The following is a 25,200-nucleotide window of genomic DNA, read 5'->3' as shown; positions in this document are numbered from 1 at the left end:
GGTACTACCTCAACAGCAACGGTTCTATGAAAGCCAATCAATGGTTCCAAGTTGGTGGTAAATGGTACTATGTAAATGCATCGGGTGAGCTAGCGGTCAATACAAGTATAGATGGCTATAGAGTCAATGATAATGGTGAATGGGTGCGTTAATAGATTCCTCCCTGCGACACAATTGATAATAGTATGTCTGGATATATAATTATGTATAAAAAGCTATAGATAAGCTCATCTTATAGCGACTATAAAAAAGTGAACAAGCCTAGTCTTCTGTACATTAGAATTCAGGTTTGTTCACTTTTTGTTTAATACTCAATGAANNACGAAGTCAGCTCAAAACAGTGTTTTGAGGTTGTAGATGAAACTGACGAAGTCAGTAATCATATCTACGGCAAGGCAACGTTGACGTGGTTTGAAGAGATTTTCGAAGAGTATAATTCTTTATCCATTACAAAACGCATACTATCAAGGTTTTATAATGCCTGATAATATTCGCTTTTTGATTGTGAAAATTAGTAGATAAACATGGCGTCACCAAAACTGAAGAAGCGGTAGTGTTCCTGGATGGCATGGTGGTAGGCATCTAAGACTAATTCACGACCTGCAAAGGCAGAAACCAACATGACCAGAGTTGATTTTGGCAGGTGGAAATTGGTTGAAAAGGCATCTACAACCTTCCATTCGTAGCCAGGTTTGATAAAGATATTGGTCCAGCCAGAATCTGCTTGGATTTGCCCATCAAACTTGGAACCAATAGTCTCCAAGGTGCGGATAGAAGTGGTTCCGACAGCGATGACACGACCACCATTTTCCTTAACAGAGCGAAGGGTGGCAGCAGCTTCCTCAGAAAGCTGGTAGAATTCTGAGTGCATTTCGTGTTCGTCCAGATTGTCCACAGAGACAGGTCTAAAGGTTCCGAGTCCGACATGAAGAGTCAGATAGACTAGATGAACACCCTTAGCTTGGATTTCTGCCAGCAGTTCTTTGGTGAAGTGAAGACCAGCAGTCGGTGCTGCAGCAGAGCCACTTTCCTTGGCATAAACAGTTTGATAGCGTTCACGGTCATCCAGTTTTTCGTGGATATAAGGTGGCAGAGGCATTTCACCCAGACTTTCCAATACTTCTAGGAAAATTCCTTGGTATTCAAAGCGGACAATGCGACCCCCGTGGGTCAATTCTTCCGTAACGACAGCGCTGAGGCGACCATCACCAAAGCTGACACGTGTACCAACCTTGAGGCGTTTGGCAGGTTTTGCCAGAACCTCCCACTCATCTCCGGCAGTATTTTTGAGCAGGAGAAGTTCCACATGACCTCCAGTTTCTTCCTTTTGACCATAGAGGCGGGCAGGGAGAACGCGGGTGTCGTTCATGACAAGGGCATCACCAGGTTCCAGCATATCAATAATAGAGTGGAAGTGTTTATCCTGCATTTCTCCCGTCTCACGATTGACGATGAGGAGTTTAGAGGCATCTCGTTTTTCAAGGGGTGTTTGGGCAATCAATTCCTCAGGTAAGTGGAAATCAAAATCAGCTGTATTCATATATCTGTTCATTCTTTCTAAGTTCTAATCTTATCCATTATAACATGTTTCAAGTATAGTCGCTCTTTTTTTAGAAATTAAATCGTTTTCACTTGACAAAAATTGGTCTATACCATATAATAAATATAGACAGAAATGGAGGATGAAAAGATGAAAGTCATTAAAGTTGAAAACCAAATCGAAGGTGGAAAAGTTGCTTTTGAGATTTTGAAGGAAAAATTGGACAACGGCGCTCAAACCCTAGGACTTGCGACTGGAAGCAGTCCGCTTGAATTTTACAAGGAAATTGTTGAAAGTGACCTTGATTTTTCAAATCTAACCAGTGTCAACCTTGATGAGTATGTAGGCCTTGATGGGGACAACCCTCAGTCTTACCGTCACTTCATGCAAGAAAACTTGTTCAACCAAAAACCATTTAAAGAAAGTTTCTTGCCTCGTGGGGTTAAGGATCATGCTGAAGCTGAAGTTGAACGCTACAACCAAATTTTGGCTGACCATCCAGTTGATCTCCAAATCTTGGGAATCGGTCGCAATGGACATATCGGATTTAATGAGCCTGGTACTCCATTTGACAGTCAAACGCATCTAGTAGAACTTGACCAGTCTACTATTGAAGCCAATGCGCGCTTTTTTGACAAGATTGAAGACGTTCCAACCCAAGCCATTTCAATGGGGATTAAAAACATTTTGGATGCTAAGTCAATCCTTCTCTTTGCTTACGGTGAATCAAAAGCAGAAGCCATTGCTGGAACAGTGTCTGGCCCAGTGACTGAGAACTTACCAGCAAGTAGCCTACAAAATCACCCTGATGTGACCATTATCGCAGATGCTGAAGCGCTCAGCTTACTTGAAAAATAAAAAACGAAAGCCTTCAGTTTCTTCTACCTGAGTGCTTTCAAGACTTGTATAAATGAAAGAAAAAATCAAAATTAACCCGCATTTTTTCTTGACAATTATTCCTTTTACGTGTAAAATAGAATAGATCTTGAACTTGAAGGGAGTGAAAAAAATGTCTAAAACAGTAGTACGTAAGAATGAATCTCTTGACGACGCACTTCGTCGTTTCAAACGTGCGGTTACTAAAGCTGGTACTCTTCAAGAAACACGCAAACGTGAATTCTATGAAAAACCTTCTGTAAAACGTAAACGTAAATCAGAAGCAGCTCGTAAACGTAAAAAATTCTAATTAGAAATGAAAGGCTGGAGAAATCTAGTCCTTTTTCTTTTAAATAAATACTCCAAAGCCTGCAAAAATCTGAAACTTCTAAGGACAATTTGATATAATAGTAAAAAGAACTCGATTGAAGGAGGAAATGATGTCGGTTTTAGTAAAAGAAGTGATTGAAAAGCTTAGACTAGACATTGTCTATGGCGAACCAGAATTGCTTGAAAAGGAAATCAATACAGCGGATATTACGCGACCTGGTCTTGAAATGACAGGTTATTTTGACTACTACACGCCAGAGCGGATTCAACTTTTGGGGATGAAGGAGTGGTCTTATCTGATCAGCATGCCTTCCAACAGCCGTTATGAAGTTTTGAAAAAAATGTTTCTACCTGAGACACCAGCGGTCATTGTTGCCCGTGGTTTGGTGGTTCCAGAGGAGATGTTAAAGGCAGCCAGAGAATGTAAGATTGCCATTTTAACCAGCCGTACGGCTACTAGTCGTTTGTCTGGAGAGTTATCTAGCTATCTGGATTCTCGTTTGGCAGAACGTACCAGTGTGCACGGTGTCTTGATGGATATCTATGGGATGGGTGTATTGATTCAGGGAGATAGTGGAATCGGTAAGAGTGAGACAGGTCTGGAGCTTGTCAAACGTGGTCACCGTTTGGTAGCTGATGACCGGGTCGATATCTTTGCCAAGGACGAGATTACTCTTTGGGGTGAACCAGCTGAAATTTTGAAACACTTGATTGAAATTCGTGGGGTTGGGATTATCGATGTTATGAGTCTCTACGGTGCCAGTGCTGTCAAGGATTCTTCACAGGTTCAGCTTGCTGTCTACTTGGAAAATTATGATACACATAAGACTTTTGATCGTCTTGGAAACAATGCAGAGGAATTAGAAATTTCTGGCGTAGCCATTCCTCGTATCCGTATCCCAGTTAAAACAGGTCGTAATATCTCTGTCGTGATTGAGGCAGCTGCCATGAATTATCGTGCCAAGGAAATGGGCTTTGATGCGACGCGTTTGTTCGAAGAACGCTTGACAAATCTCATCGCTCGAAATGAGGTGCAAAATGCTTGATCCAATTGCTATTCAACTAGGACCCCTAGCCATTCGTTGGTATGCCTTATGTATTGTGACAGGCTTGATTCTTGCGGTTTATTTGACCATGAAAGAAGCGCCTAGAAAGAAGATCATACCAGACGATATTTTAGATTTTATCTTAATAGCCTTTCCCTTGGCTATTTTAGGAGCTCGTCTCTACTATGTCATTTTCCGTTTGGATTACTATAGTCAGAATGTAGGAGAGATTTTTGCCATTTGGAATGGTGGTTTGGCCATTTACGGTGGTTTGATAACTGGGGCTATTGTACTCTATATCTTTGCTGATCGCAAACTCATCAATACTTGGGATTTTCTAGATATTGCGGCGCCTAGCGTCATGATTGCTCAAAGTTTGGGGCGTTGGGGTAATTTCTTTAACCAAGAAGCTTATGGTGCAACAGTGGATAATCTGGATTATCTGCCTGGCTTTATCCGTGACCAGATGTATATTGAGGGGAGCTACCGTCAACCGACCTTCCTTTATGAGTCTCTATGGAATCTGCTTGGATTTGCCTTGATTCTGATTTTTAGACGAAAATGGAAAAGTCTCAGACGAGGTCATATCACTGCTTTCTACTTGATTTGGTATGGTTTTGGTCGCATGGTTATTGAAGGCATGCGGACAGATAGCCTCATGTTCTTTGGACTTCGAGTGTCTCAATGGCTATCAGTTGTCCTTATCGGACTTGGAATTTTTATCATTCTTTATCAAAATCGAAAGAAGGCTCCATACTATATTACAGAGGAGGAAAATTAAATGTTAGAAGTTGCATATATTCTTGTAGCCCTTGCTTTGATTGTCTTTTTGGTCTATCTAATCATTACTGTGCAAAAGCTTGGACGTGTGATTGATGAAACAGAGAAGACGATTAAAACCTTGACTTCAGATGTGGATGTGACCTTGCATCATACCAATGAGTTGCTGGTTAAGGTCAATGTCTTGGCAGATGATATCAATGTCAAGATGGCAACGATTGATCCACTCTTCACTGCAGTTGCCGACTTATCTGTATCCGTATCAGATCTCAATGACCATGCGCGTGTCTTGAGCAAGAAAGCTTCATCAGCTGGTTCAAAAACACTCAAGACTGGGGCAAGTTTGTCAGCTCTTCGTCTTGCAAGTAAATTTTTAAAAAAATAAAAAAGGAGAATTCTTATGGGTAAACTATCCTCAATCCTTTTAGGAACCGTTTCAGGTGCAGCTCTTGCCTTGTTTTTAACAAGCGACAAGGGCAAACAAGTTTGCAGTCAGGCTCAAGATTTTCTAAATGATTTGAGAGAAGATCCGGAGTATGCCAAGGAGCAGGTCTGTGAAAAACTGACAGAAGTTAAGGAGCAGGCTACAGATTTTGTTCTGAAAACCAAAGAACAGGTTGAGTCAGGTGAAATCACTGTGGACAGTGTACTTGCTCAAGCTAAATCCTATGCTTTTCAAGCGACAGAAGCATCAAAAAATCAATTAAATAATCTCAAGGAGCAATGGCAAGAAAAGGCCGAAACTCTTGATGAATCAGAAGAGATTGTGATTGACATAACAGAAGAATAAAAGAAATAGTAACTATTCTAGGTCCTATAAACTCTCTAGTGGATTATACCTCTATAGAGCTTATAGGTTTTTTTATGTGGATAAAACCTTAAATAAAAAGAAATTTAATGATTTTTGAAAATAGATAAGTATAATCTACTTTTTTGTGAACAGAGTTGTTTTTAAAAAAATATCAATATATTCACAATGTTATACTTAAATATACAATATTTTCGAATGTTAAAGAATATAAGGCCAAATATTTGATTAAGTATGTAGAAAATAGTATAATTGAGCTGTGATAGCTGTGATAGCTGTGATAGCTGTGATAGCTGTGATGTTATTTGCCTATAGCAATCATCATAGTGATTTTTGTAGCTTAACTCTTTTTAAGGAGTTGAAGTTATAAAGATTGCTTTTTTATTATATTTTCCTTAGGAGGAGAAATGGAACACAAATCGAATTCATATAAAGTAAATCGACAGCAAGGTGAAAAGGTACTGCGCTTTTCTATTCGTAAATATAGCTTTGGTGCGGCTTCAGTAGCTGTAGCAGCACTGATGTTTTTAGGTACGCATGTCGTTAGTGCGGATGTTGTAGATGCTAAAAACCAGCCTGCCATAGGCGCACCGAATCCAAAAGAGGAGGAATCGCCTCTGCTAGAGCCTGCTCCAATAGCAAAAAATGAGGAAACCAAGGAAACTGAAAAAGTTGAGGTAGCCAAGGAAACTGAGGAAAGAGAGAAACCATCTGAAAATAAAGAAGCCGTAGAGGCTAATCCTCTAACTAACGGCACATCTACTAGCGCCATAACTGTAACGAAAGATGCTAGTGGTGATGAAGTGACGGAGAAACAAACATTAGATAAGTCTCAGTTACAAGCTAGTATCACAAGCGTTCAAGAACTCTTAGATAAAGTCAACAAAGAAAAAGCTCCAGCTTCGACCCTTGCTGCAATCCAAGCAGATTTAGAAGCAGCTAATAGTGTGCTTAATAACAATAGTCTTGAGTTAACACAAGCTGAAGTAGATGCGGCATCTAAAACGCTTAGCGGTAAATTGTTTGTATTATCTTCAATGCCGAAGGCTAATGCTCCTGAAAATGTAGTAAAAGAAGGCAAAAATACGATTGCTAATACTGGATCTCGTGATTCACGTAATGGTCAAAGTATGGGTGAAGGAACACAGTTTAGAGCAAATGGTGAAATCAATTCTGGGGCTCTAGCGAATATCAAATATTTTGCTTCTGTTGACCCTAAAGATAACAACGGCAGTAACACAAGAAATAATGATCCTGAGTTGACTAGAGATCACACAGATATCAAAGCCTACTATATGCAAGATAGTGAAGGGAAATGGATTGTTTACGATGTCTTCTTCAATAACAACGGAAGAAAGATAACTGATAAATCTTATCAAGAACACTATTACTTCCAAGCGCCATTTAATATCATGGATTTAAATTCGAATGGAACTTATAAATCTAACACAATAAAAGATCTAAGGTTCACACGTTACCGTAATACTGGAGGTAGAAGACTTTCAGATGGTTTTCAAGGATTTGAACCATATGGAAATACTGCTACAATTTCAAATCCAGCCTACCAAAAATACCGTATTTTTCATGCTGATAGTGATACGTTTTATGATCCAAATTCAGGGGTGAATCGTGATGATCAAAGAGGGGATGTATTTAAAAATAACCAAAACGATTTCACTCTAAACCAACTTACTAAAGATAAAAATAATCGTTATCCAGGACTATCTTATTATCTAGGGATAGATGCTAGAAGAGGAAGTACTGATTATGCAATGCACATGCATGCGAAGATTAAACTGAGAAACGATGTAACTCTTGAAGAAGCAGCTAAGTATGGTCATGTTTATGCGGCAACAGTAACAAAAGGACTTACTACTAATCGTTCTTATATCATGGGGGCAACAGGTACTCGTTTAACAACAAAAACTGACGCGCAACTATCTCCGATTAAAGGTAGCACGCATAACAAAACAGTAGGAGATACACTTCCAAATCCAGATAATCCAGTAACTGCTAAATATATTACTCCTAAAAATGGTGGAGAGTTTCCAGGTGGAATGAGTTGGAGTTGGAAAAATAACTCTGCACCAAGTACAGCTGAAGCTGGGAAGTTTACTTATACTGCAATCGCAAGATATCAAGATGGTTCAACGTCAGAAGATGCAAATTCAGGTTCTGATGGAAGAGTTCACTTTACGGTTAACCCTAAAAAACCTGTGATCACAGCAAGTGATGTATTAAACAAAAAAGGCTTAACAAATCAAACAATCACGGTAAATGTTGGTACAGGAGTTAAAACAGGATCTACAGTTACTCTATATAGTGGTGGCAAAGTTATCGGAACAGGAACAACCAACGGTACTACCGCAACAATTACTGTAGCTGAAGCTTTACCTGGAACACCGATTACAGCTATTACAACTGTTAATAATAATGGGGTTGTGACTTCTGAACGAAGTGATGGAGTTACACCAACGGATGCTCCAGATAACCAAGCTCCAACTGTTAAAATGACAAATCTAACAGATGGAAATAGAGTAAGTGTATTAACAAGTAATGAGACTAATGCGCCTACAACTCGTATTTATAGAGGGGCGACTTTAAATATTCCATTAACAATGTACGATAATGATCCAAAAGGTAAAGTAAACTTAAAATACGAAAGTGGATTACCTAAAGGTGTTACTTTTAACAATGGAACAACTCTGTCAAAAACTGGAGCTACAGAGGCACGCCCTGGAACAACAAATGTAACTGGGAAAGTTGCTGCCGATGCAACATTAGGAAAACAAACGGTTACTTTTAAAGTGTCCGATGATCAAGGAAACAATGTTGATAGCGGCAATAAAGCAACTGTGAAGTTTAATGTTGAAGTTGTTGACTTAGCCTTCAAAGAAGGAAAGGGAACAGTTAGTGAAGGTAAGCTTGTTGTAAAAACTGCTAAAGGAACGTCTTATACAGATTCGCATGATTTCATTACGACAACGGATGGTACAAATGTGGGAGACCAATTCTTCGCTGGAGGAATGAAATTTAGATTCATTGACTCAAATGGAACGACAACAAGTAAAGTTACTCTTAATACTCCTGGTAAACAAACTGTTAAAGCAGCAGCTTATTTCCATAATGGATATGCTGGAACAAATGGAGTTGATAAAGTTACTAATAATACTCCGGGTAAAGATAATGAAATTATCAATAGAACATTTCTATATAAAACTGTTGAATTCCAAGTAAAACCAACAGCTCCAACAGTAACTCCAGAAAATAATGGGGATGTTACAGTAACGCCAGTGAGCGAAGAGAATGTAAATACATTTAATTTTACATATAACGAACCTAATAATTCTTCAAGAAAAATTACAGCAACAAAAACAAAAGATGGATGGACATTAACGAATGCTCCAGCTGACGGAGTAACGATTGATAAAACTACAGGGAAAGTAACTATCAAAGATAGAGCAATAAAAGACTCTGTTCCTGTTACGGCTAAATCTGAAACAAATGACCATGTAGAAAGTGATCCATCAACAGTAAATTCAAAAGTAGGGGAAAAAGAACCTCCTGTATTTACATTTAAACCTAATGGAAAAGAAGCTAGAGTTGAAGCTAACAAAGAACAAGTTGTTTATGTAACTCCGACAGAAGAGACACGTTTAACGATTGGTACTGTAACGGATAATTCAAATAAATTAGTGGAAGCTAGATTGAAAGAAAAAAATGGTAATACAGCTAATGGATTAGGTTTCCCTGGGTTAACGTATAACGACGCTCCTAAAGAAGATAATAAAGAATTTGGTGCACCAAGAGAAATTACACTCACAGGTAAAGTGAGTGAATATAGTAGTGGAAATACACCATGGAGAGATAATGTAGAATATTCACGTTTTGCTAGAGCAACAGATGCTTCTGGAAATGAGTTAAATAATCAATCAGATGGTGTAAATCCGACGCGTATTAAATTGAGGATTTTAACACAAGCAACGAAATATGATCCACAATTTACAACTCAAGCAATTAATAAGGATGTTACAGCAAGCGATGCGAAAGTTACTCAAGCAGAGTTTGATGCCATTAAATCTAATATTACGTTCACATCACAACGTGGTGAAGTGAAAATTAGCAATAGTCCTAATAATAGAACTGCTGGTTTAAATATCACGATGAATGATAATGGAAAAATTAAAAAGAATGCTACGAATGGTTCATACTATGTAAGTGCGACAATTACGTATCCAGACCACACAACAGAAAATATCGAAATTCCAGTAAGTAAGTCAGATACAACAGCACCAAAAGTGACTATAAATGGTAAAGAATTATCAGAAACTGCAACAGATTATTCATTTGTAGTATTTAAAGGTTCAAAATTCAACCCAACATTAAGAGTTAGTGACGATAAAAATAATGTAAAAAGCGTAACTGTCTCAGGTTTACCAAGTGGAAATAATTTCTCAGCAACAGGAGATTGGTCTAAAAATGGAGCAAATGTTCAAGTAGCAGGAGATACTATTACAGCAACAAATAATGCTCAATTAGGAGATCATGAAGCAAGTATTGTTGTAAAAGATGCACTAAACAATGAGAAAACTTATAAATTCAAATATAAAGTTGTAGATGTTGCAATTAGAGAAACACCAAAAACTGTTCCATTAAATACACAATTAGGAGATTCTCATAATTATGTAAAAGTAGTAGATGGCACAAATAATGATGGTAATGATAAATATTATCCAGATGCTAGGTCATTCAAATGGAAAAAAGGAACTGCTGAGGTTGCTGATGGAACTAGATTGAGCAGACCAGGAATTGTGACAGAGTACAAACCGTTAGTGAAGTTTACATCTGGTGCTGGTTTCTATACAAAAACAATTGATGGTAAGCAAGTTAAAGTTTACACACCTGCTACCATTGAAAGAGACCAAACATTCCGTGTTAAACCAACAGCTCCAACAATTACACCTTTAGAAAAAGGGGATGTAACAGTAACGCCAGTAAGTGAAGAAAATGTCAATATACTAAACTTCACTTATAAACATCCAAATGATTCTAATATCACAGTTACAGCTACAAAAAATGGTAATAAATGGTCGTTGACAAGTGGAGCGCCTGGAGATGGAGTAACGATCAATCCTGATACGGGTGTTGTTACAATCAAAGATCGTGCGATTAAGGACGCAACTGAAATAACAGCTAAATCTGTGACAACAGATAGCGTAGATAGTGATACAACAACAGGAAATTCTAAAGCTGGGGATAAAGAACCACCTGTATTTACATTTACGCAGGATGGAAAAGAAAAAGTAGTTGATAATAATGGAAGACAAGTTGTCTATGTAACTCCAACTGAAGAAACAAATCTAACAATTGGTAACGTAACAGATAATTCTGGTAAATTAGTAGAAGCTATTTTTAGAGAAACAAGTGGTAATACCTCTAATGGATTAGGATTCCCAGGATTAAATTATAATGCATTACCTCGTACGAATAATGTTGAAGCAGATGCACCAAGAGATATTATCGTTACAGGAAAAGTAAGTGAATACAAAACAGGTACAATACCGTGGGTTGATACAGATGAATATACTCGTGGCTTGTATGCAAGAGATGCTGCAACAAATGAGATAAGAAATACGCCTGAACATCCTACAACTGTAATCTTCAAAGTTCTAACTCAAGCAACAAAATATGAACCACAAATTACAACACAACCGATTAACGTAGATGTTACTGCTACAAATGCAAAAATTACTCCAGAAGATTTTGCTTCAATGAAATCAAATCTGACATTTACATCTACACGTGGAACTGTAAAAGTTGATAATACAACTAGCGGTTTAACTATTACTATGAAAGAAGATGGGGCAATTAAGCCAAAAGATAATGGTACTTACTATGTTGGTGCAACTATCACATATCCTGACCATTCAACAGAAGATATTGAAATTCCTGTAACGAAAGCAGATGCGAATGTTCCTTCAGCTACAATGGATGGTATGTTGTTAACAAATGACGAAAATACTGCTAAATTTGTAGTGTTTAAAGGAGCAAAATTCAATCCGACATTCAAAGTAAGTGATGACAGAAACAACATCACAAAACTAACAGTAAGAGGACTTCCAAATGGAAGCACATTTGAACAAACAGGGGATTGGACTAGTGGATCAAGAGTTCAAGTGACTGGAGATAATTATATTACAACAGATACTTCTACTTTAGGAGAACATGAAGGAATTGTAGAAGTTACAGATTCTATAAAAAATACTGGAACATACAAGTTCAAATATACAGTAGTAGATGTTGAAGTTAGAAATAGTCCAGAAACAGTTGAGTTAGGAACTAAACTAGTTGATGCAGCAAATTCAAACAACGGTAAAGACTCTCATAATTATGTGAAGTTAGTCGATGGCTTAAATTCAGATGGCACGAAGAAAGATGCTGATGATAAATATTATCCAGCAGGAATGAACTTCAAATGGAAAAATAATGCTGAAATAACGACTACTACTGAGTTTAACAAACCAGGTGTAGTAACGGATTACAAAGCATTAGTGAAATTCCCAAATGGTGCAGGATACTATACAACAAATATAGACGGTAAGGCTGCTAAAGTTTATACACCTGCTAGCATCGAAAAAGATGTAATATTCCATGTAGCACCTCCAAAACCAACGTTTAATCAGGATACAGTGACTTCGACAACACGTACAATCAGTGGTACATTAGGCGGATTTACATCAGATGATAGAGTTGTAGAAGTACACTTAAACGATAAAGACAACACGATTTTATCAAGTAAAGATGGACAAGTAACGATTAATGGAGATACTTGGACAGCGACATTACCTGATGGGGTGAAACTTCGTCAAAGCGAAAATAAAAATGGAGAAACAGCTCAACCAACAGCAATTACTGTAGTGAACAAAGTTGGAGACACTCCAGTTTCTACTAGAAGCGATGACAAAGTAGTCAAAATGGGTAATTACTCACCTTCTGCTACGATTGCTGGTAGCAAGCATATCGATGTAACAGTACCACATGATGCAAAACGTCTTGAATTGCGATTCCATGATAGTGCAGATACAGATAATAAACCGAATAGCATTGTTCTTGTTCGTGATGAAAATGGTGGAAATTGGCAAGTAGATCCTTCTACGGCACCGGCGGACGTTACGAATGCAAACAACTTTGTAGAAGCTATTACAAATAGTGTGAATGAAGCGAATAAAGCAGAAAACAAAGTAAGTATTACTCTAAAAGAATCAGATAATAATAAAAAACTTCTTATTAAAGAAGAAACTGCTTCTGGAGACAATACAGATAACTATACTAGTGGATTAGGATTACGTGTAGATTACAAATCTGAAACTGGACAAAATGCAACACCAGCAGGGAAATGGCAAGTTATTACAGTAACCAATGATGCTCCAGTAGTAACGTTGAAAGATGCAGCAGTAGGAACACAAGAAAATCCAAAAGTTTATAATGCAGGAACAACACTTACTGAAGGTTTACTAAAAGAGTTAGTGACTGTAACTGATACAGAAGATGACAGCACTACAGATAAGCCATTTGGTACAGGAAAAGTTAATGTTACTGGTCTTCCAGCAAATCCAACAGCAGGAGTATACGCTGTAACGCTTCAACCAGTTGATAGCCAAGGAAAAGAAGGAAACCAAGTAACTGTACATGTAGTTGTAAAAGAAGAAAAACCAGCTGCTCCAACTATTTCACAATGGCAAAATGGAAATGTGAAAGTAACGCCACCAACAGATGGTGATAAAGTAACAATTCCATTAACAGATGGAACTGTAACACTAGTGAAGAAAGATTCTGGATGGGAACTTGAAACACCGAAAGAAGGCCTAGTATTCCATAATGGTTCATTAGAAATTCCTAAAAAATTAGTAGGAACTAGTGTGACTGCCAAAGCAACAAAAGGTACAGGTGGTTCAGCTGTAGATTCTGATGATGAAACATATACACCTAAATCTCATACTGTAACTACAAAAGATGTTGAAAAAGAAGCAGACTCACCACTGTCAAGAGGTGATTTATCAGGAACAACAGGGGTTACAGGAGTAGTAGATGGAACTGAAACGAAAGATTTCACAGCAGCGAAGATTACAAGTGTAGTGGAAAAAATATCACCATTACCAAATGTAACTCCGGATAGTAAACATACAATTCCAGTGACAATTACTTATGAAGATGGTTCAACAGAAACAACTGATGTAATTGTTAAAGTGAAACCGCAAGCTCCAACAGTGACACCAAAAGAAAACGGAACGGTAGAGATTACACCGGTATTAACGGGGGAAGGAACTACAACTATCACGTATACAGGTGAAGATAATGCGCCACAAACAGTAACGGTAACAAAAGGTGGAGATGGAACTTGGACAAGTTCAGATCCAACAATTGCTGTTGATACAAATGGTAAAGTTACTATTCCTGCGGATAAAGTAAAAGATGGTTCACCGGTTACTGCACAAGTGACAAGTAAAACAACAGACTTAACAAGTCAACCAGTTACAGAAACTGCTGGAAAACCATTAGAAGTTGTATTTGGAGAACCAGAAAATGCAATAGAAAAAGCTAAGTACACAAGTAAAGTAGTTGTAACACCAAATAAATCAAATAGTACAATTACTGCACCAACAGTAAATGGCTTAACAGTAAATAGTGAAGGAAAAGTTACAGGAACACCAGAAATCATAGACTGGGATGGAATAGAAGACAATCGTGATGTAACAATCAAAGTAACTGTAACTCATGAAGGTGACACACCAGTTACGAAAGACGTTGTAGTCAATGTATTAAGAGATACAGATGGAGATGGTGATCCAGACAATACAGATCCAGATGATGATAACGATGGTATTCCAGATGAACAAGATAATAATCCAAAAGTAGCAGATAAATTAACAGGAACTGTGACACCACCAGCTCCTGTAAGAGAAAAAGCTCAAGTTCCACCGGTTACAGTTGTAAAAACAAATAAACCAGGTGCTACAATTACAACAGAAAATCCGCCAGTAAGTGGATTATCAGTTAACGACAAAGGTGAGTTAACAGGAACTCCAACAGTAGATAATTGGGGCAAAGATGAAGAAGAACGTAAAGTTGAAATTCCAGTTAAGATTACAAAAGAAATAACTGGAAAAGATCCAGAAGAATTTTCAGTAAAAGTTCCAGTTACTATCCTACGAGATACCGATGGAGATGGATCTCCAGATAAAGAAGATGCAGATGATGATAACGATGGAATTCCAGATGAGGAAGAGAAGAACAACGGAACAGATCCAAAAGTTCCTACGACTCAAACTCCAACTATAGGAATTACTCGTAAAGAAAGTGGTGATGCAATCGTAACACCAACGAAACCAGGTGGAGGAATATATCCACCAGGAACAACTGTAACGATTCCAGGAAATGGCAATACTCCAATTGAACTTACAATTGGAAATGACGGTTCAGGAACAGTTCCAAATGATAAACTTCCAAAAACTGATAAACCAGGAACAGGAACAGTAACAGAACCGAATAAAGCACCATCTAAACCTGTAGAGGTAACAACACCAGCTCGTAAACCATCAACAATAGAGTTAGAACAAGATCCAAAAACAGGAGACGTAACTGTAACACCAACGAAACCAGATGGAACGACGTATCCATCAGGTACAATCGTGAAAATTCCAGGTAAGAATGGAACACCAATTGTAGTAGAAATTGGAGAAGGTGGAAAGGGAACTGTTTCAAATAATGATTTACCAGAAACAAAAGTACCGGGAACTGCTGTGATCACAGAAAATGGTAAAGACCCTGAAGATGTTAAAGTGGAAACACCAAAACGAATTGATCCAACGTTACCAGAAACAGATGCTCCAATGGAGATTGCAATTACTCGTAAGGAAAATGGAGACGCTATTGTAACACCTAAGAAACCAGGAGGAACCTATCCGCCAGGAACTAAGGTAGAAATTCCAGGAGAAGATGGAACAACTATTGAAGTAACGATAGGAAATGATGGTTCAGGAACAGTTCCAAATGATAGCTTGCCAAAAGATGTTAAACCAGGAACTGGAACAGTAACAGAACCGAATAAGAAACCATCGCAACCTGTAAATGTGACAACACCAGCCCGTAAGACACCAGCGGTTGAACTAGATCAAAATCCAAATACAGGGGAAGTAACAGTAACGCCTAAGAAACCAGATGGGTCAACATACCCACCAGGAACGATAGTTGAAATTCCAGGAAAAGATGGAAATCCAATTAGAGTAGAAATTGGACAAAATGGTAAGGGTACAGTTCCAAATAGCGAGTTGCCAGACGGTAATATCTCAGGTCCAGGAACAATCACTGAGCCTGGTACAGATAAAACTCCTGAAAAAGTTACTGTTGAAACACCAGCTCGTTTAACACCGGCAATAGTATTAGATCAAGATCCAAATACAGGAGACGTAACGGTAACACCTAAGAAACCAGATGGAACACCATATCCACCAGGAACGAAGGTAGAAATTCCAGGTAAGAATGGCACACCAATTGTGGTAACAACAGGACCAGATGGAAAAGTAATTATTCCGAATAAAGACTTACCAGATGGGGAAATTACAGGAACAGGTAAAATTACACCGCCAGGAAAACCTTCTGTTGAAGTAAACGTAAAAACACCTAAGAAATTAGATCCAAATGCACCTCAAACAGAACAACCAGGTGAAATTGAAATTACAAGAAAACCAAATGGAGATGCTGTAGTAACACCTAAGAAAAAGGATAAAACACCATATCCACCAGGAACGAAGGTAGTTATCCCAGGTGATAATAACACTCCAATCGAAGTTATTATCGGTGAAGATGGCTCAGGAATAGTACCAAATGACAAACTTCCAAAAGGAAATTTACCAGGAAAAGGTATCGTAACAGAACCGAATAAGAGACCATCACAACCAGTTGATGTAACAACGCCAGCTCGTAAGACACCAACAGTTGAGTTGGAACAAGATCCAAGTACAGGTGATGTAACAGTAACACCTAAGAAAGCAGATGGGTCAACATACCCACCAGGCACTAAGGTAGAAATTCCAGGTAAGAATGGAAAAACAATCACTGTAATAATTGGACAAGACGGTAAAGGTAAAGTACCAAATAGTGAATTGCCAGATGGTGAAGTACCAGGAACAGGTAAAATTATAGAGCCAGGAAAATCTGATGAAAATATTAATGTAACAACACCTTCACGTAAAACACCAACAGTTGAGTTGCAACAAGATCCAGATTCAGGAGATGTAACAGTAACACCTAAGAAAGCAGATGGGTCAACATACCCACCAGGCACTAAGGTAGAAATTCCAGGTAAGAATGGAACACCAATTGTCGTAATAATTGGACAAGATGGTAAAGGAAAAGTACCGAATAAAGATTTACCAGATCGTGAAGTACCAGGGAATGCTAAGATTACAGAACCAGGAAAAGATCCTGTAGAAGTACCAGTGGTGACAACGCCAGCACGTAAGACACCTACGGTTGAACTAGATCAAGATCCAAATACAGGGGATGTAACGGTAACACCTAAGAAACCAGATGGCTCAACATACTCACCAGGAACTAAGGTAGAAATTCCAGGTAAGAATGGAAAAACAATCACTGTAATAATTGGACAAGACGGTAAAGGTAAAGTACCAAATAATGATTTACCAGACGGTGAAGTACCAGGGAATGCTAAGATTACAGAACCAGGAAAACCTTCTGTTGAAGTAAGCGTGAAAACACCGAAGAAATTAGATCCAAATGCACCTCAAACAGAACAACCAGGTGTAATTGAAATCACAAGAAAGCCGAATGGAGATGCTGTAGTAACACCAAAGAAACCAGATGGCTCAGCATATCCACCAGGAACTAAGGTAGTTATTCCAGGTGATAATAATACTCCAATCGAAGTGACTATCGGAGATAATGGATCAGGTGAAGTTCCAAATGAAAGACTTCCAAAAGGAGATTTACCAGGAAAAGGTATCGTAATAGAACCGAATAAGAGACCATCTAAACCAGTTGATGTAACGACGCCAGCACGTAAGACACCTACGGTTGAACTAGATCAAGATCCAAATACAGGAGATGTGACAGTAAAACCTAAGAAACCAGATGGAACAACATACCCAGAAAATACTAAGGTAGAAATTCCGGGTAAAAATGGTAAACCAATCGTTGTAACAATTGACAAAGATGGAAAAGGAACAGTTCCAAATAATGATTTACCTGATGAAGATACTCCAGGAACAGGTAGGATTAAGGAACCAGGTAATCCAACAGTTGAAGTGAAGGTAGAAACACCAGGAAAAATTGATCCAACTGCACCAGAAACGGCAGAATTAGGTGAGATTGAAATTACACCTGACAAAATAACAGGTGATGCAAAAGTTACACCTAAGAAAAAATCAGATGGCTCAACGTATCCAAAAGGAACTAAGGTGAAAATTCCAGGAGAAAATGGAACAAGTATCGTAGTAACGATAGGAGAAAATGGTTTTGGCACAGTTCCGAATGACAAACTTCCAAAACAAGATATTCCAGGAAAAGGAACAGTAACAGAACCAGATAGGAAACCATCTAATCCGGTGGATGTAACAACCCCAGCTCGTAAAAAACCAACAGTAGAGTTGGATCAAAATCCAAATACAGGGGATGTGACGGTAACACCTAAGAAACCAGATGGAACACTATATCCAGAAAATACTAAGGTAGAAATACCAGGTAAGAATGGTAAACCTATCGTCGTAATAATTGGAAAAGACGGAAAAGGAACTATACCTAATAAAGATTTACCAGATGGAATAGAACCAGGAAAAGGTACGATTACAGAACCAGAAAAAGATCCTGTAGAAGTAATTGTAACAACCCCAGCCCGTAAGATACCAACAGTAGTGTTGGAACCAAATCCTCAGACAGGTGTTGTTACAGTCACACCAGATACTAATGGAGGTTCTGGTCAAGATACACCTGCACCAACAACTCCAATTCCAGATGCAGTTACTCCGAATGCAGATCAGGTAGATCCTCAGACTACTGTTGATAATGGAGCTAAGTCAAATGATTCTCAAAATGTATTGCCAAATACAGGAACAGAATCAAATGCGACTCTTGCATCTCTAGGACTTCTTGGTATTCTAAGTGGTCTCGGACTTGCTCTTGGAAAGAAAAAAGAAGACTAAAAATTTAGTCAAATGAACATTCATTCTTTTGTATTGTAAAGACAAACTAGATTGGTTCTGGGAATCGTGTTCGTCATAAAATAAAAAGAATGTTTAGAAAAAGAAAGCGAACAATGCTAGGATTTTGTTAAACGGAATTCTAAGTATTGTTCGCTTTTGTGGTATAATAAGTACTATGCAGAAAAAACCAACGTCAGCCTATGTGCACATCCCGTTTTGTACCCAGATTTGTTATTATTGTGATTTTTCAAAGGTCTTCATCAAGAATCAGCCGGTAGATAGTTATTTGGAACATTTGTTAGAAGAGTTTCAATCTTATGATATTCAAAAGTTGTCAACCCTCTACATCGGTGGTGGGACACCAACAGCCTTATCAGCTTCGCAACTGGAGGTGTTATTGGATGGATTGACTAAAAACTTGGACTTGTCAGTCTTGGAAGAGTTGACCATTGAAGCCAATCCAGGCGACTTGGATGCGGATAAGATTGCTGTTTTGAAGAACTCGGCTGTCAATCGTGTTTCGCTAGGTGTGCAGACCTTTGATGATAAGATGCTGAAAAAGATTGGGCGTAGTCATTTGGAGAAGGATATTTATGAAAATATCGACCGTCTGAAACTGTCTGGTTTTGACAATATCTCCATTGATTTGATTTATGCGCTACCTGGTCAGACCATGGAGCAGGTCAAGGAAAATGTGGCTAAGGCCATTGGACTGGATATTCCCCATATGAGTTTGTATAGCTTGATTTTAGAAAACCATACGGTTTTTATGAACCGCATGCGACGAGGGAAATTGCCTCTGCCTAAGGAGGAACTAGAAGCGGAGATGTTTGAGTACATCATCGCAGAGCTAGAGCGAGCTGGTTTTGAACATTATGAGATTTCCAATTTCTCCAAACCCGGTTTTGAAAGTCGTCACAATCTCATGTACTGGGACAATGCTGAATACTATGGCATCGGTGCTGGAGCATCTGGTTATGTCAATGGAGTGCGCTATAAAAATCATGGTCCCATTCGTCATTATCTCAGTGCAGTTGAGGAAGGTAATGCTCGCATCACAGAAGAGCACCTGAGTCAAAAGGAGCAAATGGAAGAAGAAATGTTCTTGGGGCTCCGCAAGAAATCAGGGGTCTCTATGGCGCGATTTGAAGAAAAATTTGGACGGTCTTTCGATGGACTTTATGGAGAAATTGTCAGAGACTTGGTGCAACAAGGTCTCATGCAAATAGACGGTGATCGCGTGCGCATGACAAAAAGAGGTCTCTTTTTAGGAGACATCGTAGCAGAACGATTTATTTTGGAGTAGGATGATGGGCTTAACTTATCAAATGAAAATGAAAATTCCTTTTGATATGGCTGATATGAACGGTCATATCAAGCTTCCAGATGTGATTTTGCTGTCCCTGCAAGTTTCAGGGATGCAGTCGATTGAACTGGGAGTTAGTGATAAGGCCATTTTGGAAAACTATAATCTGGTCTGGATTATCACAGATTATGATATTGAGGTGGTTCGTTTGCCTCGTTTTGCGGAAGAAATCACTATCGAGACGGAAGCCCTGAGCTATAATCGACTCTTTTGCTACCGTCGCTTTACCATTTATGATGAAGCGGGACAGGACCTTATCCACATGATGGCGACCTTTGTTCTCATGGATCGAGACAGTCGAAAAGTCCATGCTGTTGAACCTGAGATTGTGGCTCCGTATCAGTCTGATTTTGATAAAAAACTTATCCGCGGACCAAAGTATGAGACTTTGGAAGAGCCAATCAGCAAGGATTACCATGTCCGTTTTTACGATTTGGATATGAATGGTCATGTCAATAACAGTAAATACTTGGACTGGATTTTTGAGGTTATGGGAGCTGATTTTTTGACCCAATATATTCCCAAGAAAATCAATCTCAAGTATGTCAAGGAAGTTCGACCAGGTGGGGTTATTACATCAGCTGTTGAACGGACTGGACTGAAAAGCAAGCATGAGATTACAAGCGACGGTGCTACCAATGCCCAAGCTATCATCACTTGGCAAGAAATAAAAAAGGATTAGGGAGAAATAGATGAAATATAAAGGCTATTTAATTGATTTAGACGGAACCATTTATAAGGGGAAGGACAGAATCCCGGCAGGAGAGGCTTTTGTCCATGAATTGCAAAAGCGGAACATTCCCTATCTCTTTGTGACTAACAATACAACCCGAACTCCAGAGAGTGTTCAGGAGATGTTGGCTCAGAATTTTAATATCGATACGCCCCTATCGACTGTCTACACAGCGACTTTGGCAACCATCGACTATATGAATGACTTGGGACTGGAAAAGACTGTCTATGTTATCGGAGAATCAGGGCTCAAGGAAGCCATCAAGGCGGCTGGCTATGTGGAGGACAAGGAAAATCCTGCCTATGTGGTAGTAGGTCTGGACTGGCAAGTTGATTATGAAAAATTTGCGACAGCAACTCTGGCTATCCAAAAGGGAGCTCATTTTATCGGAACCAATCCTGACCTCAATATCCCGACAGAGCGTGGTCTTTTGCCTGGTGCTGGTTCACTGATTACCCTGCTTGAAGTAGCAACACGTGTGAAGCCTGTTTATATTGGGAAACCAAATGCCATCATTATGGACAAGGCGGTTGAGCACTTAGGTTTGGAACGTGAAGAGTTAATCATGGTTGGGGACAACTACCTGACTGATATCCGGGCTGGGATTGACAATGGCATTCCAACGCTCTTGGTGACGACAGGTTTTACCAAGGCAGAAGAAGTGGCAGACCTGCCAATCGCACCGACTCATGTGGTTTCTAGCCTTGCGGAGTGGGATTTTGATGAAAACTAAACTGACCTTTTGGGGCTCTATGCTCTTTCTCTTCTCTCTTTCAATCCTTCTGACCATTTATCTGGCTTGGATTTTCTATCCGCTGGAAATTCAGTGGCTAAACTTAACGAATCGAGTTTATCTAAAACCAGAAACCATTCAGTACAACTTTCATATCTTGATAAATTATCTGACCAATCCTTTTAGTCAGGTCTTAGAGATGCCTGATTTTCGTTCGTCAGCAGCTGGTCTGCACCACTTTGCGGTGGTCAAGAATCTCTTCCACTTGGTTCAGCTAGTAGCCCTAGTGACACTGCCAAGTTTTTACGTCTTTGTCAAAGGGATTGTGAAAAAGGGCTTCTTGTCTCTATTTAGTAAAGGGCTTTTGGCTCTAGTGGTTTTGCCTTTACTGATTGGGCTTGGGGGAGTGTTGATTGGTTTTGACCAATTCTTTACCCTTTTCCATCAAATTCTCTTTGTGGGAGATGATACCTGGCTTTTTGACCCAGCCAAGGATCCAGTGATTCTGATTTTGCCAGAGACCTTTTTCCTTCATGCCTTCCTCCTATTTTTTGCCCTCTATGAAAGCTTCTTTGGCTATCTTTATCTAAAAAGTCGTAGGAAGTGAAACGAAAGATGTTCTTAATTTGCATATATAAAAATACATATGATTTAAAGCTATCCTTAAGAGTGAATTAACCAAATCTAATTGTGTCAATCGTTCGCGAACAGTCTATTTTTCTTGAAAAAATAGGCTTTTTTTCTAAAAATCTCTAGTCAAGCGCTTTATTTTTTTGTATAATAGAGGTAGCAAAGTATAGATAAGAAGAGAAAAGCATGATTACACTATTTCTATCACCGAGCTGTACTTCATGTCGTAAGGCAAAGGCCTGGTTAGAAAAACATAAGGTGCCCTTTGAGGAGCATAATATTATGACCAGTCCCTTAACAAGAAAGGAATTGCAACACATTCTTTCCTTGACCGAAAATGGTACTGATGACATCATTTCAACTCGTTCAAAAATTTTTCAAAAATTGAATATTGATGTAGAGAGTATTTCGGTATCGGAATTGCTTCATTTGATTGAGCAGTATCCTAGTCTTTTGCGTCGCCCAATTATTATCGATGCCAAACGCATGCAGATCGGTTTTAATGAAGATGAGATTCGTGCTTTTCTCCCTCGTAGTTACCGTAAGCAAGAACTAAAAGAAGCAAGAATGAGAGCTGGTATTAGTTAATGAACAAACAGTATAGTTACCCACTAGATTTGTCGTGGAGCACTGAAGAACTTGCTTCAGTGCTTTCTTTTTTTAATGATGTTGAAGCTGCCTATGAAGGCAAGGTAGAGGCTCAAAAGCTACTGGATTCCTATAAGGGATTCAAAGCGGTTGTGCCAAGTAAGAGCGAAGAGAAACGTTTGGGACGAGAATTTGAAACAGTGAGTGGCTATTCGCTTTACCGAGCAGTTCAGGCTGCCAAGGAAAAAGGGGAAGGAAAGATTTCTCTTGGAAAGTAAATTTGAATTTGCTAAAGAGCTTGTCAAGAAGGCGGGCCAGTACATACTTGACCACATGCAGGAAGATTTGTGTGTTGAGACCAAGACCTCTCCAACAGACTTGGTGACCAGACTGGACAAAGAAGTTCAGGAACTCTTGGTTGGTGAGATTTTATCCCGTTATCCTGAGGATAAGATTTGTGCTGAAGAAGGCTGTTTGCGTGCTTCGGTTCAAGAGGGCAAGGTTTGGGTCATTGATCCCATTGATGGTACCAATAACTTTGTCGCCCAGCAGGAAGATTTTGCTGTTATGATGGCTTATTTTGAAAATAGTCAGGGACAGTTTGGCCTGATTTATGATGTGGTCAAAGGGGATTGTTACCACGGTGGTGGTAAGTTTCCAGTTTATCTAAATGATAAGCCCCTAGCTCCCTTTCAAGCAAAACCACTTGGAGATTTTCTCATTGCAGGCAATAGTGGCATGCTGGAAACCAATGAATGGGGGCTGGCTGATTTGAGTCGAGCGGTCCTCGGTGTTCGTGTCTATGGAAGTGCGGCCATTAGTTTTGCCAAGATTTTATCAGGGCGTTTGTTGACCTATGTCACTTATCTGCAACCATGGGATTATGCTGCCGCTAGTATTTTAGGGGGAAGTCTGGGCTATCGGATTGTGACTCTTTCTGGTGAAACTCCTAATTTTCAAACCAGACAGCCGGTCATGATGCTACCTCTTGAGATGCAGGAGGAAATTCAGTCCTATATTTACGAAAGGAAAAGAACTTAAATGCAATTTCCAGAAGGATTTGTTGAAAAATATGAAGAGATACTAGGAGATGAGGCAAGAGATTTTCTTGCCTCTTTTGAGGAGGAAGCGGTTTCGGCCTTTCGGGTTAATCCTTTAAAAGAAGCTCCAGTTTCCTTTCCTGATGCTATTCCTCAAACCCCTTGGGGCCACTATGGGAAGGTTTCAGGGAAATCGCCTGAACATGCTACAGGTTTGGTCTATTCGCAAGAACCCGCTGCCCAGATGGTTGCTCAGGTAGCCCAACCTAGTCCTGGAATGAAAGTCTTGGATTTGGCTGCTGCACCGGGTGGTAAATCAACTCAGCTGGCAGCCTATCTAGCAGGGGAGGGTCTCCTTGTTTCTAATGAAATTTCAAGCAAACGGGCTAAGATTTTAGTAGAAAACATGGAGCGATTTGGAGCGACAAATATTGTGGTGACCAATGAATCTGCTGACCGCTTGGCCAAGGTTTTTAAAGGTTACTTTGACTTAATCGTTCTTGATGCCCCTTGCTCTGGTGAAGGGATGTTTCGTAAGCAACCAGATGCTATGGACTATTGGAGATTAGATTATCCGAGTCAATGCGCTAGCTTGCAAAGAGAAATTCTGGCAGATGCAGTAACCATGCTAGCTGAAGGTGGTCGTTTGGTTTATTCAACCTGTACCTGGGCACCTGAGGAAAACGAAGAGATTGTCAAATGGTTGCTAGAAGAGTATGATTTTGATTTATTACCAGTTGATCATATCAATGGAATGGTAGCTGGTATTGACCTGCCAGAAACGGCTCGTATGTACCCTCATCATTTTAAGGGAGAAGGGCAGTTTGTAGCTCATCTACAGTTTAAGGGTGAAAATCCCACCCCTAAATTTAAGGCAAGTAAGAGCAATCTCAGCCGAGAACAAGTTACTTTGTGGCAGGAATTTGCACAAAACCATTTGAAGGTTAATCTACCGGGTATTTTGCAGACATTTGGAGATCAGCTTTATATCTTACCAGAACTCTTGCCAGATTTAGGAAAACTCAAGATTGCTCGGAATGGTCTGCATTTGGGTACTTTTAAGAAGAAACGCTTTGAACCCAGTTTCGCTCTTGGTCTAGCCTTGAAACCGAGTCAGGTCAAGCAGTCAGTTGAAATTGACCAAGAAGCGTTTGTAAAGTATGTGGCTGGAGAAACCGTTCAGCTGGCGGAAAGTATGCCAAATGGTTGGTACCAAGTTTTGGTTCAAGGCAATGGTTTGGGCTTTGCTAAGGTGACTGGAAATGTTTTGAAAAATTATTTTCCTAAAGGCCTCAGATTCAAGTGAAAATGCTAGTCATAGTAGCTTGTCTATGTTATAGTGGAAGTATGGATTTTTTTCAAATTGTCTTTCATTTTAAGTCAAAATTGGTGGAAAGGTAACTAAGCAAATTTCTAGTTAAACCAAGCTAATACTCTTCGAAAATCAAATTCAAACCGCGTCAACGTCGCCTTGCCGTACTCAAGTACAGCCTGCGGCTAGTTTCCTAGTTTG

The 25,200-nt window shown here is 39.3% G+C and carries 16 protein-coding genes and 1 pseudogene; 16 read left to right on the top strand and 1 reads right to left on the bottom strand.

Going from position 1 to position 25,200, the window contains the following annotated elements:
* The coding region (locus HT730_RS09695) for an N-acetylmuramoyl-L-alanine amidase family protein (RefSeq protein WP_173307464.1) at window positions 1–152 on the top strand (152 nt) is incomplete at its 5' end.
* Between the two features lie 359 nt (window positions 153–511).
* Here the strand turns inward: HT730_RS09695 and queA are convergent.
* On the bottom strand, window positions 512–1,540 hold the full coding sequence (queA, locus tag HT730_RS09690; RefSeq protein ID WP_001090137.1) for a tRNA preQ1(34) S-adenosylmethionine ribosyltransferase-isomerase QueA: 1,029 nt from the start codon (window positions 1,538–1,540) through the stop codon (window positions 512–514).
* Between the two features lie 150 nt (window positions 1,541–1,690).
* Between queA and HT730_RS09685 the strand changes: the two genes are divergently transcribed.
* The 15 genes and pseudogenes from HT730_RS09685 to HT730_RS09615 all read left to right on the top strand — a co-directional run bounded on the left by HT730_RS09685 (window position 1,691) and on the right by HT730_RS09615 (window position 24,993).
* Window positions 1,691–2,398, top strand: a complete 708-nt coding sequence (locus tag HT730_RS09685; protein WP_049524427.1) for a glucosamine-6-phosphate deaminase — start codon at window positions 1,691–1,693, stop codon at window positions 2,396–2,398.
* 151 nt (window positions 2,399–2,549) lie between these two features.
* Window positions 2,550–2,726, top strand: coding sequence for a 30S ribosomal protein S21 (gene rpsU / locus HT730_RS09680; RefSeq protein ID WP_000048054.1), 177 nt, complete (start codon window positions 2,550–2,552; stop codon window positions 2,724–2,726).
* A gap of 130 nt (window positions 2,727–2,856) precedes the next feature.
* Window positions 2,857–3,792, top strand: a complete 936-nt coding sequence (hprK, locus tag HT730_RS09675; protein WP_166731227.1) for an HPr(Ser) kinase/phosphatase — start codon at window positions 2,857–2,859, stop codon at window positions 3,790–3,792.
* Window positions 3,785–4,573, top strand: a complete 789-nt coding sequence (lgt, locus tag HT730_RS09670) for a prolipoprotein diacylglyceryl transferase (protein WP_173307463.1) — start codon at window positions 3,785–3,787, stop codon at window positions 4,571–4,573. Before hprK ends, lgt begins: the two co-directional genes overlap by 8 nt.
* A pseudogene (locus HT730_RS09665) lies at window positions 4,574–5,000 on the top strand (DUF948 domain-containing protein).
* On the top strand, window positions 4,973–5,362 hold the full coding sequence (locus HT730_RS09660; protein ID WP_173307461.1) for a YtxH domain-containing protein: 390 nt from the start codon (window positions 4,973–4,975) through the stop codon (window positions 5,360–5,362). The pseudogene HT730_RS09665 and the gene HT730_RS09660 overlap by 28 nt, the downstream one beginning before the upstream one ends.
* Before the next feature lie 425 nt (window positions 5,363–5,787).
* A complete protein-coding gene (locus HT730_RS09655; RefSeq protein WP_173307460.1) occupies window positions 5,788–18,597 on the top strand; it encodes a YSIRK-type signal peptide-containing protein in 12,810 nt (4,269 codons plus the stop codon).
* Window positions 18,598–18,772: 175 nt separating this feature from the next.
* Window positions 18,773–19,903 (top strand): radical SAM family heme chaperone HemW, encoded by a 1,131-nt coding sequence (gene hemW, locus HT730_RS09650; protein ID WP_173307459.1) that lies wholly within the window; start codon window positions 18,773–18,775, stop codon window positions 19,901–19,903.
* A 4-nt stretch (window positions 19,904–19,907) separates the two neighbouring features.
* Window positions 19,908–20,645, top strand: a complete 738-nt coding sequence (locus HT730_RS09645) for an acyl-[acyl-carrier-protein] thioesterase (RefSeq protein ID WP_173307458.1) — start codon at window positions 19,908–19,910, stop codon at window positions 20,643–20,645.
* Window positions 20,646–20,655: 10 nt separating this feature from the next.
* Window positions 20,656–21,429, top strand: coding sequence for a TIGR01457 family HAD-type hydrolase (locus tag HT730_RS09640; RefSeq protein ID WP_173307457.1), 774 nt, complete (start codon window positions 20,656–20,658; stop codon window positions 21,427–21,429).
* On the top strand, window positions 21,419–22,036 hold the full coding sequence (locus HT730_RS09635) for a TIGR01906 family membrane protein (RefSeq protein ID WP_173307456.1): 618 nt from the start codon (window positions 21,419–21,421) through the stop codon (window positions 22,034–22,036). Before HT730_RS09640 ends, HT730_RS09635 begins: the two co-directional genes overlap by 11 nt.
* Before the next feature lie 209 nt (window positions 22,037–22,245).
* Window positions 22,246–22,647 carry a Spx/MgsR family RNA polymerase-binding regulatory protein gene (locus HT730_RS09630; RefSeq protein WP_000631255.1) on the top strand — a complete coding sequence of 134 codons (402 nt, stop codon included), beginning with the start codon at window positions 22,246–22,248 and terminating at the stop codon, window positions 22,645–22,647.
* Entirely contained in the window at window positions 22,647–22,925 is a 279-nt protein-coding gene (locus tag HT730_RS09625) for a UPF0223 family protein (protein ID WP_023946312.1), read from the top strand. Before HT730_RS09630 ends, HT730_RS09625 begins: the two co-directional genes overlap by 1 nt.
* Window positions 22,915–23,688, top strand: a complete 774-nt coding sequence (locus HT730_RS09620; protein WP_173307455.1) for an inositol monophosphatase family protein — start codon at window positions 22,915–22,917, stop codon at window positions 23,686–23,688. Before HT730_RS09625 ends, HT730_RS09620 begins: the two co-directional genes overlap by 11 nt.
* The gene (locus tag HT730_RS09615; RefSeq protein WP_173307454.1) at window positions 23,689–24,993 is read left to right on the top strand and encodes an RsmF rRNA methyltransferase first C-terminal domain-containing protein; all 1,305 of its coding nucleotides are present in this window, start codon (window positions 23,689–23,691) and stop codon (window positions 24,991–24,993) included.
* Window positions 24,994–25,200: the final 207 nt, after the last annotated feature.

It is taken from the genome of Streptococcus sp. k-628 (genome assembly GCF_013277475.1).
Lineage (GTDB): Bacteria > Bacillota > Bacilli > Lactobacillales > Streptococcaceae > Streptococcus.
This window is presented reverse-complemented; position numbering and strand designations above follow the sequence as displayed.

Bases quoted from the DNA above. Each gene is read 5' to 3' on its own strand.
- hprK (WP_166731227.1), top strand. From the start codon at position 2,857: ATGTCGGTTTTAGTAAAAGAAGTGATTGAAAAGCTTAGACTAGACATT.
- HT730_RS09630 (WP_000631255.1), top strand. From the start codon at position 22,246: ATGATTACACTATTTCTATCACCGAGCTGTACTTCATGTCGTAAGGCA.
- HT730_RS09655 (WP_173307460.1), top strand. From the start codon at position 5,788: ATGGAACACAAATCGAATTCATATAAAGTAAATCGACAGCAAGGTGAA.
- HT730_RS09685 (WP_049524427.1), top strand. From the start codon at position 1,691: ATGAAAGTCATTAAAGTTGAAAACCAAATCGAAGGTGGAAAAGTTGCT.
- queA (WP_001090137.1), bottom strand. From the start codon at position 1,540: ATGAATACAGCTGATTTTGATTTCCACTTACCTGAGGAATTGATTGCC.
- HT730_RS09635 (WP_173307456.1), top strand. From the start codon at position 21,419: ATGAAAACTAAACTGACCTTTTGGGGCTCTATGCTCTTTCTCTTCTCT.
- HT730_RS09640 (WP_173307457.1), top strand. From the start codon at position 20,656: ATGAAATATAAAGGCTATTTAATTGATTTAGACGGAACCATTTATAAG.
- HT730_RS09625 (WP_023946312.1), top strand. From the start codon at position 22,647: ATGAACAAACAGTATAGTTACCCACTAGATTTGTCGTGGAGCACTGAA.
- lgt (WP_173307463.1), top strand. From the start codon at position 3,785: ATGCTTGATCCAATTGCTATTCAACTAGGACCCCTAGCCATTCGTTGG.
- HT730_RS09645 (WP_173307458.1), top strand. From the start codon at position 19,908: ATGGGCTTAACTTATCAAATGAAAATGAAAATTCCTTTTGATATGGCT.
- hemW (WP_173307459.1), top strand. From the start codon at position 18,773: ATGCAGAAAAAACCAACGTCAGCCTATGTGCACATCCCGTTTTGTACC.
- HT730_RS09615 (WP_173307454.1), top strand. From the start codon at position 23,689: ATGCAATTTCCAGAAGGATTTGTTGAAAAATATGAAGAGATACTAGGA.
- HT730_RS09660 (WP_173307461.1), top strand. From the start codon at position 4,973: ATGGGTAAACTATCCTCAATCCTTTTAGGAACCGTTTCAGGTGCAGCT.
- rpsU (WP_000048054.1), top strand. From the start codon at position 2,550: ATGTCTAAAACAGTAGTACGTAAGAATGAATCTCTTGACGACGCACTT.